Here is a 16,214-nt window from a genome sequence, read left to right on the forward strand (position 1 = left end):
GCTGAATATCAACGAAGTTGAGGGGGTTTCTCTCTTGCTTGCAGTGCCCCCGGAGGGATTCGAACCCCCGACCCTCAGTACCGGAAACTGATGCTCTATCCCCTGAGCTACGGAGGCGGACACTTGCAAAACGAGCCTATCGCATTTCCAGAAGCCGCCACGCCACCTGCGCACAATCTCCCCCAATTCGCGACCTCCCACTTGACAAAACCAATACCCCCGGGGGTATCATAATTTCACCGAACACCAACCCGCGACCGCGCGGGAACCGTCTCCGAAAGGATCCGCCCACTATGTGTCGAGCGACCACCTGCCGCACCTGCAATAAGACCACCTGGGCTGGCTGTGGCCAGCACATCTCGTCCGTCAAGCGCGGCGTTCCCGCGGCACAGTGGTGCAACGGCAAGCACACCCAGGCCGAAATCAATGCGGCCAAGGAAAGCCGCCCCGGTTTCTTCGCGCGCCTGTTCGGCCGCTAAGCCTCCCCAGCGGGCACTTTTCGAGCGGCCGACCCGCTTTTACACTGACTTTTCCTATCTCTTTCTGCAAGGATCATCATTATGGCTACGAAAACGCTCACCACTGAGAACTTCCAGGCAGCTGTCGACGCCGAGGGCATCCTCTTCGTTGACTTCTGGGCAGAATGGTGCGGCCCGTGCCGCAACTTCGCGCCGACCTACGAGAAGGCTTCAGAGACTCACGCCGACATCGTGTTCGGCAAGGTCGACACCGAGGCTGAGCAGCAGCTCGCGGCTCAGTTCCAGATCACGTCGATTCCCACGCTGATGATTTTCCGTGATGGCATTCTGGTCTTCGCGCAGCCCGGCGCACTGCCTGGCCCACAGCTTGAGCAGCTCATTCAGGGCGCTCGCGACCTCGACATGGACGATGTCCGTCGCCAGATTGCTGAGCAGGAAGCGGCAAACGCCGACTCCGCCAACTAATCACTCACACAATATTTAAGGAATCACACCATGTGCGCACGAGTAACCTGCGAGAACTGCAACAAGCCGACCTGGGCTGGCTGCGGCAGCCACATCGAGGAGGCGCTTGCGGGCGTCGCTGAGGCAGATCGCTGCAGCTGCAACGCCTAATCGCGTTGTTGAACTGAGACGGAGGGGCAAGCACCACTAGGTGCTTGCCCCTCCTTCGTTACGTGTGGGCGGATCCGCTAGCGCGCATCAAGCGCTCGACCACCGCGCTCCACCAGTCCCCAAGCAGCCGCGGCCGCAATGAAGAAGAAGACAGCGAAGACGCCGAAGGTGACGCCCGATCCGCCAGCCACGAGCAGCACGGGCACGAGCAGCGGCGCGATGATCGACGCGATACGGCCGACGCCTGCGGCCCAGCCAGCTCCGGTGCCGCGCAGTGAGGTCGGGTATAGCTCGGGGGTGACCGCGTACAGTGCACCCCACGCGCCAAGGTTGAAGAACGACAGCGCCATGCCAGAGGCGATGATCGCAGGCTCGGCGTGGACCGTACCGAAGGCAATCGCCGAGGCGGCCGAACCAACGAGGAACACCGACAGCGTGAGGCGGCGGCCCCACTTCTCAATGAGCCATGCGGCGACGGCATAGCCGGGCAGCTGAGCGAGGGTGATGATGAGGGTGAAGCCGAACGACTTCACAAGCGGGAATCCGGCGTCAACGAGGATGCTCGGGATCCAGATGAATGCGCCGTAGTAGGCGAAGTTTACGCAGAACCAGACGGTCCAGATCGCCGCGGTGCGGCCTCGGAATTCCTTCGACCAGAGCGCCCCAACGCGTGACTTGCCCGGAGCACCAATCTGCTCGGCGGGGTTTTCTTCTACCTCAGGGGCCACCTGTGCGATACGTGCGGTGCCTGCCGACTTCTCGAAGTCAGCAACGATCTTCTCAGCCTCGTCGAGGCGACCACGGCCGGCGAGCCAGCGCGGCGACTCAGGCAGTGCCCAGCGCACAATGAGGGCGTACACCGCGGGAATCGCGCCGATCGCGAAGGCCCAGCGCCAGCCGTTGTCAGATGCGGGGACGACGAAGTAACCAATGAGTGCCGACGCGGTCCAGCCGACAGCCCAGAACGCTTCGAGGATGACGATGATGCGGCCGCGGATTCGTGCCGGCGCAAACTCACTGACGTACGTCGATGCGACCGGGAGCTCGGCACCGAGTCCCAGACCCACGAAGAAGCGGAACACAAGCAGAACGCCGATGCCGCCAACAAGCGCACTCGCGCCGGTAGCGAGACCGTAGATGAGGAGCGTGATCGCGAACACCTGGCGGCGGCCGATCTTGTCAGCGAGCAGGCCACCGAAGCTTGCGCCGATCGCCATGCCGGCAAAGCCGATCGAGGCGACAAGGCCAGCCTCGCCCTTGGTGATCTCCCACTGCGCGATGAGCGCGGCGACGATGAACGAGATGAGACCGACGTCCATCGCGTCGAGCGCCCAGCCAATGCCGGAGCCGACAAGAATCTTGCGGTGCTTACGGGTGAAGGGCAGCGCGTCAAGGCGCTGCGAGACCGACTCTGGAGTCGTCTGGTGTGGTTCGGACATACCTGGAAACATAAGCCAGATTTCACAAGCACGTCCGACATATTAATGACATTCATAGTTGGCGGATCGCGCCACCCACTGCGCCGGTCCGGGACTGCGCACCCCGAAAAGACGCGAAATCCCGCCCGGTCCACGTGCTGGGACCGGGCGGGATTTCGTTCGCTGGGGCGGATCCGCCCCCACAAATTCAGTGGCGCTCAGACCGCGCGATAAGTGAGATCGCGAATATCTCGGCCCTTGTCGAGACCCTTCTGCTCGAAGGCGGTGAGGATGCGACCGTCGAAGCGCTCGGCCCATTCGCCCTCAAACGCGCGCTCAAACTGCGGTACTGCATCCATGACCTCGCGCATGTGGTCTGCGTACTCCTGCCAGTCAGTCGCGGTGCGCAGGATGCCGCCGGGCTTCAGCGCGCGGTGCACGATCGCAGCGAACTCGGGGCTAATTAGTCGGCGCTTGTGGTGCTTGGTCTTGGGCCAGGGGTCCGGGAAGAAGACCCACACCTCGTCGACCGACGACTCAGGGAGGTAGCGCTCGAGCAGCTCGGGTGCGTTGACCTCTGCGAGGCGCAGGTTGTCGAGGTCGAGGCGCTCAGCACGAATCATCGTGCGCGCAAGGCCACCCGTGTAGACCTCAACCGCAAGGAAGTTGGTTTCAGGGTTGTTCTCTGCTGCGTTCAGGATCGCGTGACCCTGACCCGAGCCGACCTCAACGATGAGCGGAGCCTTGCGGCCATACAGCTCTTCGGGGTCGCCCGTGACACCCTCAGCGAGGCTCGCGGTTGCGGGGCCGTGCGGGATGTCGAGCAGGAAGCGGGGGCTCAGTTCCTCCCACGCACGCTCCTGCGAATCGGTCGTCCGGCCGTTACGGCGCACGAACGACACCGGGGCATCGCGGAACGTTTCGGGGTTGTTGTGGCGGGCCGAGTGTTCGTTCTCTGCGGCCACATTCTGGTTCTGATCTTCACTCACAAAGAACAACGGTAGTCGGGCTTACTGAGACACCGCAAAGCGAGCGCACTAACATGGGGATTATGACTCGCCGCATCCTGCTCGTGAATGGCCCGAACCTCAACATGCTCGGCACGCGTGAGCCTGCCATTTACGGCCACGAGACCCTGGCAGACGTGGTTGATCTCGTCACCAACACCGCTGCCGAATTCGGCCTCGAGGTGCGCGCGATGCAGTCAAACCACGAGGGCGACATCATCGACGCGATTCATGCCGCGCGCACGGATTGCGAGGCAATCGTCATCAACCCGGCAGCGTTCACGCACACGTCAGTGGCGATTCTCGACGCGCTCATCGCCGCAGAACTGCCCGTCGCAGAGGTACATATCTCAAACGTGCACGCGCGCGAGGAGTTCCGTCACCACTCCTACGTCTCCCCCATCGCGAAATGCGTGATCGTGGGCTGCGGCGTGCAGGGCTACGAGTTCGCTGTTCGGCGGATCGCGGCGCTGCTCGCGGGCCAATAGCCACTGGCGCTGATCCGCCAATACCCGCTACCCCACGAGCGGGAAGATATTCAGCATGCCCGGATTGTGCGCGTGCACCAGCACTGCGAACACAATCGCGTCGAAGATGAGGTGCACCGTCACCACATAGCCGAGCGAGCGGGTGCGGACGAAAATAATTCCCTGCACGAGCGCGAACGGAATTGTGAGCAACGGTCCCCAAGACCGGTAGCCAAGCTCCCACAGGAACGACACGAACACCACCGCCTGGAGCATGTTCGCGAGCCAGACCGGGAAGTGGCGCAGCAGCACGTGGAAGACCGTGCAAATGAAGAAGAGTTCGTCCCAGATCCCGACCGCGCCAACGCCGACAAACAGGCGCGTGATGAGGTTCGCATCGTCGACGACGGGCCAGTTCGCGTACACCCCCGACGTGATGAAGTACCACGGCAGAATCAGCCACGCGAGCACGACCACGGCCGCGAGCCAGGTCCAGTGCAGGCACCCCCAGGGCAGCCCCGGTCGCCACGGGAATCCGGTCGCGCGATCGCGATAGACAAACCGCGAGACCAAGTACGGCACCGCTACCGCGCCACCGAGCGCGAGCGTGAACCGCACCATCGACCAGGTATCGAGCTCCGCCGCGAGCGGGATCAGCCTGATGATGCCGAGTCCCATCGCAATGAGCGAAAGGTCACGCAGCAGGCTGGGCGGGCGGGCTTCACCTGGGGCGGATCGCGGCAGCGGCACCGAGCAACTCGCACCGGTCGCCGTGTCAACGCAGCCGCCACGGTCGGCGTACCAGGCAGCGGCGAGGCCAAGCCCGAGCAAGATGACACCGGCCCAAATGTCGCCGAAGACAAAGAACGCGGGAGCAGCGAGCACCGTCAGCACCGCAGCAATGACGTGCCACGGCTTGACGCTGGGCACGAGTGTGCGGGGCGCGGCAGACGCGATGGGGTCGATCACTCTTTGAGGCTATCCCAGTGCCTTGAAGAAAACGTGAATTCGTACCTCACAATGTCAGTGGTCCGAAGTACGCTATCTCCATGACTGATCGCACCGAATCCCAGCTGCACCCTGCTGACAGCCACACGCGCATCATCGTGAGTGGCGCCCGCGAGAACAACCTGAAGAACGTGAGCATTGAGCTTCCGAAGCGGCGCCTCACCGCGTTTACCGGTGTCTCAGGCTCAGGCAAGAGCTCACTCGTGTTTGCGACAATTGCGGCAGAGTCGCAGCGTCTCATGAACGAGACTTACAGCGCCTTCGTCCAGGGCTTCATGCCGAGCCAAGATCGACCTGATGTCGACGTGCTTGAAGGCCTCACCACAGCGATCATTGTTGACCAAGAACGCATGGGTGCAAACCCACGCTCGACCGTTGGCACGGCAACCGACGTGAACGCGATGCTGCGCATCGTCTTCTCGCGCCTCGGTACGCCGCACCTGGGCTCCCCCAATGCGTTCTCGTTTAACGTTGCCTCAATCTCAGGTGCCGGCGCGGTGACCTTCGAAAAGGGCGGCAAGAAGGTGAAAGAACGCCGCAGCTTCGAGGTCGTCGGCGGCATGTGCCCCCACTGCGAGGGCCGCGGCTCGGTCAGTGACTTCAACCTCACCGAGGTGTATGACGACTCGAAGTCGCTCAGCGACGGTGCACTCAAGGTGCCCGGCTTCAGCATGGACGGCTGGTACGGCCGTGTGTTTGGCGGAGTCCTCCCGATGGACATCCCCATCCGTGATTTCACGCCCGAGCAGCTCGATGATCTGCTTTACAAAGAGCCCACCAAGATCAAGGTCGACGGTACCAACCTCACGTATGAGGGCATGATTCCCCGTATCAAGAAGTCGATGTTGTCAAAGGACCGCGAGGCGATGCAGTCGCACGTGCGCGCGTTCGTTGATCGCGCCATCGTCTTCCGCGCGTGCCCGGAGTGCGAGGGCACCCGCCTCAATGCTGGCGCACGCTCATCCAAGATCGACGGGAAGAGCATTGCCGACGCCTGCGCCATGCAGATCTCTGACCTTGCGGAGTGGGTGCGCACGATTGACGAGCCGGGGCTCGCTCCCCTCCTCGCGAAACTTCTCGATACGCTCGATTCCTTCGTGCAAATTGGCCTCGGCTACCTGAGCCTTGACCGCGCAGCTGGCACCCTCTCGGGTGGCGAGTCGCAGCGCACAAAAATGATTCGTCACCTTGGCTCGCCCATCACCGACGCGACCTACGTGTTCGACGAGCCCTCGATCGGCCTCCACCCGCACGACATTCAGCGCATGAATGGCCTGCTCCTGAAGCTGCGTGACAAGGGCAACACCGTACTTGTTGTCGAGCACAAACCAGAAATGGTGGAGATTGCCGATCACGTGGTCGATCTCGGCCCCGGTGCGGGCTCACATGGCGGCGAAATCTGCTTCGAAGGCACCGTCGAAGAGCTCCGCGCTTCCCACACCCTCACCGGCCGTCACTTCGACGACCGTGCGGCGCTCAAGCCCTCGGTGCGCTCGGCGACTGGCGCACTCGAGGTGCGTGGCGCAGACCGCCACAACCTGCAGTCGATCGACGTCAACATTCCGCTCGGCGTGCTCTGCGTGGTGACCGGCGTTGCTGGCTCTGGCAAGAGCACACTCATCAACGGCTACGTCGCAGGCCAGGAGGGCGTCGTCGCGGTCGACCAGGGTGCCATCAAGGGCTCTAAGCGTTCAAATCCCGCGACTTACACCGGCCTGCTCGACCCCGTACGCACGGCATTTGCCAAGGCGAACGGCGTTAAACCTGCGCTCTTCAGCGCGAACTCGGAGGGCGCGTGCCCCGAGTGTAAGGGCACCGGCACTACCGTCACCGATCTCGGCATGATGGCAACCGTCGAGAACGTGTGCCAGGTGTGCGAAGGCAAGCGCTTCCAAGCAGACGTGCTCGAGTACACGCTTGGCGGGAAGAACATCGCCGAGGTCTTTGAACTCTCGATGAGCGATGCGCGAGATTTCTTCGCCGCTGCTGAGAGCAAGGTTCCCAAGGCCGTCAAGATCCTCGACCGTCTCGTCGATGTCGGCCTCGGCTACCTCTCGCTCGGCCAGCCGCTCTCGACGCTGTCAGGCGGCGAACGTCAGCGCCTGAAACTCGCCATCCGCATGCTCGAAGACGCAGACCTCTACGTGCTCGATGAGCCGACCACCGGCCTGCACCTTGCAGACGTCGAGAATCTCCTCGCGCTGCTCGATCGACTGGTTGACGCTGGCAAGAGTGTCATCGTGATCGAGCATCACCAGGCCGTCATGGCACACGCAGACTGGATCATCGATCTCGGTCCCGGTGCTGGCACGCACGGCGGCAAGATCGTGTTCGAGGGCTCACCTGCCGACCTGATCGCCGAAGGCAAGACACTCACCGCGCAGCACCTCGCCGAGTACGTGAAGTAGGGCCTACGCACTCATAGCCGACGGCAGGTCGTTCAGCATTCGAATGAGGCGATGCAGCTCCCCCACCTTTCGTGGTTCAAGTGTGAGCTTGATCCGCGGAAGGTGGAGCTGATCTGCATCACGTACCTCGGGCGGCAACGGCTCAGTGATCTCGATCCCGCCAGTGGCGCACAGGCTTCCGAACCGCGCGTTGAGCGACTCCATCTCGGCATCGCTCGGCGTCGCCCGCACCCGCAACACGAGTTCATCGCCGACCCAACGAATCGAATCGTAGTTGCGCCAGAACCGCAGCACCTCAGCAACAGCCTCGTCGGCCGAGTGGGTAATGAGGACACGGTCGAGATCACCAGGCGTCGTATAACCGCCGCCTTCCAGCTCATCGATGATGAACGTTCGGAAGTGCTCCCAGTAGTTCCCGCCGAAGCTGTCAAGCAGCACGATCGGAGCGGGCTCTGCCTTGCCGGTCTGCTGCAGCGTGAGCAACTCGAACACTTCGTCCATAGTGCCGAAACCACCTGGCAGCGCCACGAACGCGCTCGACTCTTTCACCAGCATGAGCTTGCGGGTGAAGAAATACTTCATCGTGACGCGAAGGTCTTCGCGCTCAGTCTCAGACGGCGCCTCAAACGGCAGGCTGATCGAGACACCAAGCGAGTTGTCTAGCCCGGCACCGAGGTTTGCAGCCGCCATGATTCCGGGGCCAGCACCGGTCACGAGCATCCATCCCGCGTCTGCGAGTTGGCGCGCAACTTCCTCCGCCTGCTGCGAGAGCGGGTCGGTCGGACTCGTTCGGGCAGAGCCAAAGATCGTCGCCTTTGGCTTGTCCACGAACGGTGAGAAGAGACGAAACGCCTTGCGCATTTCTTCAAGCGCAGCCGCCGAGATCTTGAGGTTCAAGCGGCTCGCATCGTCCTGGCCGAGTCCGAGACCGGATGCGATGATCCGCGCCACCAAGTCTTTGTCGGATTCGATGCCAGCATCGGTCAGGATCCGATCGATCTCCTCGTTCAGAACAGCATGGAGGCCAAGATCCGCAAATGGTCGCTTACTCATATTCGCACCCTAGCAGCTGCCAGGGTACGACTCAGGCCCCCTCGCAGTGTGTGCGCGAGGGGGCCTGAGAAAAGCAATTAGCCGAGGAAGACGTCGGGCGTACCCGACTCGGTCTTGTGACCGATCTCTTCTGCGATGCGGTTCGCTTCTTCGATGAGGGTCGCAACGATCTCCGACTCGGGAACGGTCTTGATAACCTCACCCTTCACAAAGATCTGACCCTTGCCGTTGCCCGACGCGACACCGAGGTCTGCCTCACGCGCCTCACCGGGGCCGTTCACGACGCAGCCCATGACGGCAACGCGCAGCGGCACGGTCATGCCTTCGAGGCCCTTGGTGACCTCTTCAGCGAGCGTGTAGACGTCGACCTGTGCACGACCACACGAGGGGCACGAGACGATCTCGAGCTTGCGTTCACGCAGGTTCAGCGACTGCAGGATCTGCAGTCCGACCTTGATCTCCTCAACGGGAGGAGCCGAGAGCGATACGCGGATCGTGTCGCCAATACCCTCAGCGAGCAGTGCACCGAACGCGGTTGCGCTCTTGATTGTGCCCTGGAATGCGGGACCGGCCTCGGTCACGCCAAGGTGGAGGGGCCAGTCACCGCGCTCAGCGAGCATGCGGTAGGCCTTCACCATCACGATGGGGTCATTGTGCTTGACCGAAATCTTGAAGTCATGGAAGTCGTGCTCTTCGAACAGCGAAGCCTCCCAGACAGCGCTCTCAACGAGTGCTTCTGCGGTCGGCTTACCGTACTTCTCGAGGAGACGACGATCGAGCGAGCCAGCGTTGACGCCGATACGCAGCGAGGTACCCGCTGCCTTCGCGCGCCGCGCGATCTCACCCACCTGATCATCGAACTTACGAATGTTGCCGGGGTTCACGCGGACTGCTGCGCAGCCTGCGTCAATCGCCGCGTACACGTAGTTCGGCTGGAAGTGAATATCAGCGATCACCGGAATCTGGCTCTTCGCCGCGATGATCGGCAACACGTCTGCGTCATCGCGCGACGGGCACGCGACACGAACAATGTCACAACCCGCTGCGGTGAGCTCAGCGATCTGCTGAAGCGTTGCGTTGATGTTGGTCGTCGGCGTCGTAGTCATCGACTGCACCGAGATCGGTGCGTTGCCGCCGACCTTGACCGAACCGACGTTAATCTCGCGCGACTTTCGCCGGGGTGCGAGCACCTCGGGGACCTTCGGCATTCCCAAATTTACTGCTGCCACACCACTAGTCTAGCGATCTGGGCTGTGTCTGAGGTGTTAACCGAAGAGCGAGACCGGCTTGACGAGGTCTGCGTAGATGAGCAGCGCGGTCATTGCGCCAAGCACAACCACCACGACCATAGTGATGGGGACCATTTTGGCGGTGTCGATGGGGCCGGGATCCGGCTTGCCAAAGAGCTTTGCGAGACGGCGTTTCACGCCCTCATAGAGCGCACCAATAATGTGGCCGCCGTCGAGCGGCATGAGCGGCACGAGGTTGAAGACGAAGAGCGCAACGTTCAGCGAGCCGACCAGGCCGACCATTGTCTGCACTCGGGCAGAAATCGGTGCATCGAGTGATACGACCTCGCCCGCAAGGCGGCCAACGCCGACGACACTGATGGGGCCGTCGATCTCACGCTCGTCTGGCCCGAACGCCGCGTTCCAGACGGCGACCATGCGCTCGGGCATGCGCACAATCACGTTCGCAACCTGCACGATGTTGTTGCCGACGTACGCGGGCACCTCGGTGATGCTTTGCGGGACCATCTCGCTCGCTGGCGTTACACCGACCATGCCAACGAGCTCGGTGCGCACCTTGCCGTCAGCGTCCTTCAATACGTTGCCTTCGGCATCGGTCATGGTGCGCTCATTCGAAGCGGGGACGAGCGTGAACGTCTGCTCAGTCCCGTCGCGTTCGACGAGCACTTCGATCGCCTGGTTCGGGGACTCACCAACGGTGTCGCGGAACTGCGCCCAGTCAGTCACCTCAACACCGTCGAGCGCGAGCAGACGGTCGCCCGGTTGCAGGCCGGCTGCGGCAGCGGGGGCGGCGGGTGACTCGTCGGTGCACGCTGTCGCCGAGCTATTCGCCGGCACGAGGCACGCACTGACACTGCCGAGCGTCGTCGTGTTTTGCGGCAGGCCGAATGCGGTGAGGAACACCGTGAAGCACAGGAATGCAATGACGAGGTTCATGAACGGACCGCCGAGCATGATGACGATTTTCTTCCAGACAGGAAGCTGGTAGAAGCTGCGGTGGTCTTCGCCCTCAACGATCGTCTCAGCACTCGCCTCGCGCGCATCGTCGACGAGCGCACCAATGCCCTTGCTGCGCACCGCAGTCGCGCCCTCTTCGGCGACTGAGTTCATGAAGCCGGTTGTTGAGTCGCGGGGCGCCTCACCAGGCTTCTTCGGCGGGTACATGCCGCTCATCGCGACGTACCCACCAAGCGGAATCATCTTGACGCCATACTCAGTCTCGCCCTTGCGCTTCGACCAGATCGTCTTGCCGAAACCCAGCATGTACTGCGAAACCCGCACACCAAACAGCTTCGCCGGAAGCAGGTGTCCGATTTCGTGCAGCCCAATAGAGAGGGCGAGGCCGACAACCAGAATGAGGATGCCGAGCACGTACAGCAGAATGTCCATCACTGTGTCAGGCTACCGCTCAACACTGTGGCTGCGCCGAGTGGCGCGGATCTTTCTCTGCGCTTACTTCCCGCGAGCGGCAATGACGCCCTGCGCACGCTCACGTGCCCAACGCTCAGCCTCAGAAAGCGTCTCAATCGTGAGGGTTGTGGGTGCTTCGTGTTGTTCGACAACTTCCCGCACGGTGTCGACGATGTCGAGGAAACCGATCCGCCCATCATGGAACGCATCGACGGCTTCCTCGTTTGCCGCGTTGAACACCGCGGGGTAGGTCAGTCGTGCCTGGCCCACGTGCTTCGCGAGGTCAACCGCGGGGAACGCTTCTGCGTCGAGGGGCTGGAAGTCCCAAGAGGTGGCCTTGGTCCAGTCGAGGGGCGCGCCAACGCCGGGTACGCGGTTCGGCCATTCGAGGCCGAGCGCGATCGGAAGGCGCATATCGGGCGGCGACGCCTGCGCGATGGTGGAGCCGTCGACGAACTCGACCATCGAGTGCACGATGGACTGTGGGTGCACCACGACGTCGATAGCCGAGAACGGCACGTCGAAGAGCAGGTGTGCTTCGATGACCTCGAGACCCTTGTTCACGAGGGTGGCGGAGTTTGTCGTGACGACGCGACCCATGTCCCACGTCGGGTGGTTGAGCGCCTGCGCGGGGGTCACGTCAGCGAGCTCAGCGCGGCTGCGACCGCGGAACGGGCCGCCGGAGGCCGTCAACACGAGGCGGCGCACCTCGTGCTTCTCGCCAGAGCGCAACGCCTGCGCAATCGCAGAGTGCTCTGAATCGACGGGCACAATCTGGCCAGGCTTCGCGAGCTTCGTGACGAGATCGCCACCGACGATGAGCGATTCCTTGTTTGCGAGCGCGAGCGTGCGGCCGCTTTCAAGCGCTGCGAGGGTTGGGCCGAGGCCAACCGAACCGGTGATGCCGTTGAGCACGACGTCGGCGTCAACATCGCGCACCAGCTGGGCGGCTTCGTCAGCGCCGACCGCGGTGTGACGCACGCCGAACTCTGCGGCCTGCTCGCGCATGCGCTCGACGTTGCTGCCGACCGCGAGGCCAACGACCTCGTACTTGCCAGGGTTCGCTCGAATGACATCGAGCCCCTGCACACCGATCGAACCAGTTGACCCCAAAATAACGACGCGCCTCATACAGCAATTGTATGAGGCGCGTCTCTCGTCTGCGTGACGCCCGCCTGGGCGGGGTCAGACCTGACTACTTCGCGGGAAGTACTCCGACGATGTCGAGGACGAAGACCATGACCGCGTCAGGCTCGTGGCCCATCTGCTGGAGGCCGTCTGCGCCGTAGCCTTCCGAGGGCGGCACGATCGAGATGATCTGCGAGCCGACCTTCTGGCCCTCGAGTGCCTTCTGGAAGCCGGGGATGACGCCGGTCGTCGGGAACGGGGTGGGCTCGCCACGGCTCCAGCTTGAGTCGAACTCTTCGCCGGTGCTCCAGATCACGCCCTTGTAGTTGACGTACACGGTGTCGCCGGGGTTGACGACGTCGCCCTCACCCTCAATGATCGTTGCGATCTCGAGCTTGGTGGGAGCTGCTGCGCCCTCAGGCATGGTGATGGTGGGTTCGCCGTCTTCAGCGAGCTCGACCTTGGGGAAGCCTTCGGGCGCTGCCTGTGCGGTGCCTTCTGCCTTCTTGAGCAGCTGGTCGGGGCTCAGCGAGTCCGAGCTGCCACCGGTGTCAGGCTCGGCGTCTTCCGCTGCGGTGAAGTCTGCGACGACCACAATCGCGGTGTCCTTCTTCACTCCCTCGGGTGCGCCTGCTGCTGCGAGGTCGTCGCCGAAGAAGTCGGTTGCGGGCATGGTGAGTGCCGCCTGCTGGCCAGGTACGGCGCAGCGAATGAGGTCGTCTACCCATTCGGTGCCGGTGTAAAGGCCGGCGGTGTTCTGCACGAGGGTCTCGCTTGCGCCGTTGATTGCCGCACCGTCAGCACCGTTGTATACGAGGAACGAGATGTTGATCGATCCGCCGTCTGCAACGACGTCGCCCTTGCCTGCCTTGAGAACGGTGCGTTCTACCGAGGTGGCCTTGATCGGGGTCTTGGTTTCGAGCGACGGCGTATCTTCGCTCGTCTTGACCTTGATCGAGTCACTGACGGAGCCTGCCGCGATGCAGGCTTCGCCGCGTGCATCCTTGCTCGGGCCGTTCGACGACGAGCAGCCGGTCAGCAGGAGTGCCGCGGTCGCAACCACAGCGGGAACGATGACGTGTTTGCGCTTCACAGTATTGAGTGTCCTTACTCGTAGAGAATTGGGCGCCTTCGCTATTCTCTCGTAATTGAGTGGCGAAGTGGCTGAGAAACTTAAGAAACCTCTATGCGGCCCGGGTCACGCGCTGCATGAGCGCCTTTCCGGACAGGGCGGTGAGCAGCAGCAAGAGCAGCACGGTCACAATGTCAGCACCGATGTAGATGTAGTGCCACGGCGACTGGCCTGGCTCAGCGCCTGCGATGACCTGATCGGTGCGCGCGTTGAGCGGCGGGCGAACGACCGACACCTTAAACACGAATACGGCGGCGAGCGCGAGCCAGACCCAGACACGTACGCCAACGGCGCGGTAGGCCGCTGGCCAGAATGCGAGCACGGTGTAGGCGAGCAGCAGGATGCCCTCTGCGGTATTAAGCGCGGCGAATACCAGGCGGCCAATGCCGAGACCGAGCGGAATCGTGATGCCGTCTGCCTGGAACTTCAGCGGTGCTTCGAGGAACGAGATCGCGAGCACCATGCCGAGCCAGAGGACGGGAATGGCAAAGCGCCACAGCTCCGTGCGGATCAGCCCAACCGGAACCGCGGGTACCTTGGGTGTCTGCTGCTTTGAATTGCGTCCCATTGTGCTTCGTGCCTCCTACGGCTGCTGGTCGTACGGATATCGTCTGGACAAGCCCGGGCTCGGTGTGAAGCCCGCGCCCCTCACACTACTTACGTGCCTTGCCTGGCTTGCTGCCAGCTGGCTTCGCTGCGAGCGCTGCTTCGTACAGCTCCCTGGCGGAACGGCCGGTCTCTGCCGCCACCTCGCGGGTGGCGTCTTTCAGGCGCATGCCGGCTTCTGCGCGTGCGAGCACGGCGTCGAGCGCGGATGCCTCATCAATGACCATCTCGGGGGCGCCACCGACAACGAGTACGATCTCGCCGCGCACGCCGTCCTCTGCCCAGGTGGCGAGCTCTGCGAGCCCACCCCGGCGGACCTCCTCGTGCATCTTCGTGAGTTCGCGGCAGACCGCTGCTGGGCGATCCGCGCCAAACCCGGTTGCAAGATCGGCAAGCGACTTGGCGATGCGGTTCGGTGATTCGAAGAAGACGAGGGTGCGACGCTCGCCAGCGAGCTCGGCGATCATGCGCTCGCGCTCGCCTGCTTTGCGAGGGAGGAAGCCCTCGAAGGCGAAGCGGTCAGTCGGCAGGCCCGCGATTGCGAGTGCCGAGACGACGGCCGAGGGGCCGGGGATCACGGTGACATCGACGCCCTGTTCGGCTGCGAGCTGCACGACACGGAACCCGGGGTCCGAGACCGTGGGCATACCTGCGTCACTCACAAGGACGATGTCCTCGGTGCGGGCACGCTCCACGAGCGACGCAGCGCGCTCATGCTCGTTGTGGTCGTGCAGCGCGATGAGCTCTGGCCGGTTCTCGATCTCGAGCAGACGCATGAGCTGGATGGTCTTTCGCGTATCTTCAGCAGCGATCACCCGCGCATTCGACAGGGTTTCGCGCAAACGGAGCGAGACGTCCCCGAGGTTTCCAATAGGGGTCGCAGCAAGGACGATCATGCTCCCATCGTACGCTGTTAGTCTGGGCAGGCTATGCCCAACACCAACGCTTCCTCGTCGTCTCAGGGGCCCGGCCTGATCGCTCAGACCGGCTTCACCTACTTCCCACTCGCGCTCATCGCGCGCCTGCCGTTCGCCATGATGGTGATCGGCGTGCTGACGATCGTAGTGTCCGCGCGCGGATCGATGCAGCTTGGTGGTCTCGGCTCCGCAATGGTCGGCATCGGTTCTGCCGCGATCGGGCCACTCATTGGTGCGGCGGCGGATCGCTATGGCCAGCGCCCGGTACTCCTCATTACCGCTGTCCTGCACAGCGCGGCCCTCGTCTCGCTGGTGTGGGTGGCATATAGCGAACTGCCAAACGTTGCAGTGTTCGCCGCAGCGTTTGCCGTTGGCGCGACAAGCCCACAGACCTCCCCCATGTCGCGTGCCCGCCTGGTTGCGATCATTCGCCGGTTCTTGCCGATTGATCGCCAGGGCAAAGTCACGTCGAGCACGCTCGCGTACGAGTCGGCGGCTGATGAGGTCGTCTTCGTGTTCGGCCCTGTCATCGTCGGTCTCCTCGCGACGACGTTCAACGCCGGCGCCCCGATCATTGCTGCTGCAGTGCTCACGCTGCTCTGCGTCACTGCGTTCGCACTGCATCCCTCGGCGAAGCTCGCCCCGACCGCAAGCACAGAAAAGGAAGCAGCCGCTCCCGTCAGCGAGCTGTTCCGCCCGCGCCTCCTCGTGATTGTGCTCGGCATCGCGAGCGTTGGTTTGGTCTTCGGTACGACCCTCACCTCGCTCACCGCATACATGCAGGAGCACGGCGACCCTGAGGCCGCAGGTCTCGTGTATGGCGCAATGGGCGTCGGATCCGCCATTCTCGCCCTCGCGGTCTCGCTCTTCTCGCCCCGTTTCACGCTCCGTGCGCGCTGGCTCGTATTCTCGATCTTTGTCACCGTGGGCGGCGTGATTCTCGCCACCGCGCACGATGCTGGAATGCCGCGGATCATCCTCGCACTCAGCATCATGGGCATCGGTGTCGGCCCGTTGCTCGTCACGCTCTACACCTTTGGCACCGCCCGCAGCCCACACGGTCGCTCGGCAACGGTCATGACGATGCTCGGTTCGGGCATCATCCTCGGTCAGTCGCTCGCTGCCGCGTTCACCGGAACCATCTCAGAGAATGAGCTGCAGGCAACCGGCGAGGTGCGATTCTCACTCATGCTGCCCCTCTTCGCTGGGGCGTTCGGCCTGGTGCTCGGCGCGGTGAACTGGTTCCTAACGCCTGCACCCGCTCGCGCGGGTGCCGACGACTGAGTCTTTACGGACCGTGACGCGGGGAATAGAAA

The 16,214-nt window shown here is 63.0% G+C and carries 15 protein-coding genes and 1 tRNA gene; 5 read left to right on the plus strand and 11 right to left on the minus strand.

The window, feature by feature from the left end; all coding sequences use genetic code 11:
- Nucleotides 1–44 precede the first annotated feature (44 nt).
- Nucleotides 45–117: transfer RNA gene (locus tag ICM05_RS01260), tRNA-Arg, on the minus strand.
- A 176-nt stretch (nucleotides 118–293) separates the two neighbouring features.
- Here ICM05_RS01260 and ICM05_RS01265 point away from each other — a divergent pair.
- Entirely contained in the window at nucleotides 294–479 is a 186-nt protein-coding gene (locus ICM05_RS01265) for a hypothetical protein (protein ID WP_188022744.1), read from the plus strand.
- Between the two features lie 81 nt (nucleotides 480–560).
- Nucleotides 561–944: a thioredoxin gene (trxA, locus tag ICM05_RS01270; RefSeq protein WP_188022745.1), complete on the plus strand. Its 384-nt coding sequence runs from the start codon at nucleotides 561–563 to the stop codon at nucleotides 942–944.
- A gap of 227 nt (nucleotides 945–1,171) precedes the next feature.
- Here the strand turns inward: trxA and ICM05_RS01275 are convergent, their stop codons facing one another.
- Nucleotides 1,172–2,533: an MFS transporter gene (locus ICM05_RS01275; protein WP_188022746.1), complete on the minus strand. Its 1,362-nt coding sequence runs from the start codon at nucleotides 2,531–2,533 to the stop codon at nucleotides 1,172–1,174.
- A gap of 197 nt (nucleotides 2,534–2,730) precedes the next feature.
- Nucleotides 2,731–3,477 (minus strand): tRNA (guanosine(46)-N7)-methyltransferase TrmB, encoded by a 747-nt coding sequence (trmB, locus tag ICM05_RS01280; RefSeq protein WP_188023006.1) that lies wholly within the window; start codon nucleotides 3,475–3,477, stop codon nucleotides 2,731–2,733.
- Between the two features lie 86 nt (nucleotides 3,478–3,563).
- Between trmB and aroQ the strand changes: the two genes are divergently transcribed.
- Nucleotides 3,564–4,007, plus strand: coding sequence for a type II 3-dehydroquinate dehydratase (gene aroQ, locus ICM05_RS01285; protein WP_188022747.1), 444 nt, complete (start codon nucleotides 3,564–3,566; stop codon nucleotides 4,005–4,007).
- Between the two features lie 27 nt (nucleotides 4,008–4,034).
- On the opposite strand, the gene ICM05_RS01290 is transcribed toward aroQ, so the two are convergent.
- Nucleotides 4,035–4,952 carry a type II CAAX prenyl endopeptidase Rce1 family protein gene (locus tag ICM05_RS01290; protein WP_370566760.1) on the minus strand — a complete coding sequence of 306 codons (918 nt, stop codon included), beginning with the start codon at nucleotides 4,950–4,952 and terminating at the stop codon, nucleotides 4,035–4,037.
- An 83-nt stretch (nucleotides 4,953–5,035) separates the two neighbouring features.
- On the opposite strand from ICM05_RS01290, the gene ICM05_RS01295 reads away from it, so the two are divergent.
- Complete coding sequence (locus tag ICM05_RS01295; RefSeq protein ID WP_188022748.1) at nucleotides 5,036–7,402, plus strand: excinuclease ABC subunit UvrA; 2,367 nt, start codon at nucleotides 5,036–5,038, stop codon at nucleotides 7,400–7,402.
- Between the two features lie 3 nt (nucleotides 7,403–7,405).
- On the opposite strand, the gene ICM05_RS01300 is transcribed toward ICM05_RS01295, so the two are convergent.
- The 7 genes from ICM05_RS01300 to rsmI all read right to left on the minus strand — a co-directional run bounded on the left by ICM05_RS01300 (nucleotide 7,406) and on the right by rsmI (nucleotide 14,877).
- Nucleotides 7,406–8,455, minus strand: coding sequence for a TIGR00730 family Rossman fold protein (locus ICM05_RS01300; RefSeq protein WP_188022749.1), 1,050 nt, complete (start codon nucleotides 8,453–8,455; stop codon nucleotides 7,406–7,408).
- 77 nt (nucleotides 8,456–8,532) lie between these two features.
- Complete coding sequence (gene ispG / locus ICM05_RS01305; RefSeq protein ID WP_188023008.1) at nucleotides 8,533–9,663, minus strand: flavodoxin-dependent (E)-4-hydroxy-3-methylbut-2-enyl-diphosphate synthase; 1,131 nt, start codon at nucleotides 9,661–9,663, stop codon at nucleotides 8,533–8,535.
- Nucleotides 9,664–9,720: 57 nt separating this feature from the next.
- Nucleotides 9,721–11,094, minus strand: a complete 1,374-nt coding sequence (locus ICM05_RS01310) for an RIP metalloprotease (protein ID WP_188023009.1) — start codon at nucleotides 11,092–11,094, stop codon at nucleotides 9,721–9,723.
- A gap of 63 nt (nucleotides 11,095–11,157) precedes the next feature.
- A complete protein-coding gene (gene dxr, locus ICM05_RS01315) occupies nucleotides 11,158–12,246 on the minus strand; it encodes a 1-deoxy-D-xylulose-5-phosphate reductoisomerase (RefSeq protein ID WP_188022750.1) in 1,089 nt (362 codons plus the stop codon).
- A 64-nt stretch (nucleotides 12,247–12,310) separates the two neighbouring features.
- Nucleotides 12,311–13,336 (minus strand): FKBP-type peptidyl-prolyl cis-trans isomerase, encoded by a 1,026-nt coding sequence (locus ICM05_RS01320; protein ID WP_188022751.1) that lies wholly within the window; start codon nucleotides 13,334–13,336, stop codon nucleotides 12,311–12,313.
- Between the two features lie 91 nt (nucleotides 13,337–13,427).
- Nucleotides 13,428–13,943: a hypothetical protein gene (locus ICM05_RS01325; RefSeq protein ID WP_215401715.1), complete on the minus strand. Its 516-nt coding sequence runs from the start codon at nucleotides 13,941–13,943 to the stop codon at nucleotides 13,428–13,430.
- Nucleotides 13,944–14,028: 85 nt separating this feature from the next.
- A complete protein-coding gene (gene rsmI, locus ICM05_RS01330; RefSeq protein ID WP_188022752.1) occupies nucleotides 14,029–14,877 on the minus strand; it encodes a 16S rRNA (cytidine(1402)-2'-O)-methyltransferase in 849 nt (282 codons plus the stop codon).
- 33 nt (nucleotides 14,878–14,910) lie between these two features.
- Between rsmI and ICM05_RS01335 the strand changes: the two genes are divergently transcribed.
- Nucleotides 14,911–16,182: an MFS transporter gene (locus ICM05_RS01335; protein ID WP_188022753.1), complete on the plus strand. Its 1,272-nt coding sequence runs from the start codon at nucleotides 14,911–14,913 to the stop codon at nucleotides 16,180–16,182.
- Nucleotides 16,183–16,214 lie beyond the last annotated feature (32 nt).

The sequence above is a fragment of the Leucobacter sp. cx-42 genome (genome assembly GCF_014529985.1).
Lineage (GTDB): Bacteria > Actinomycetota > Actinomycetes > Actinomycetales > Microbacteriaceae > Leucobacter.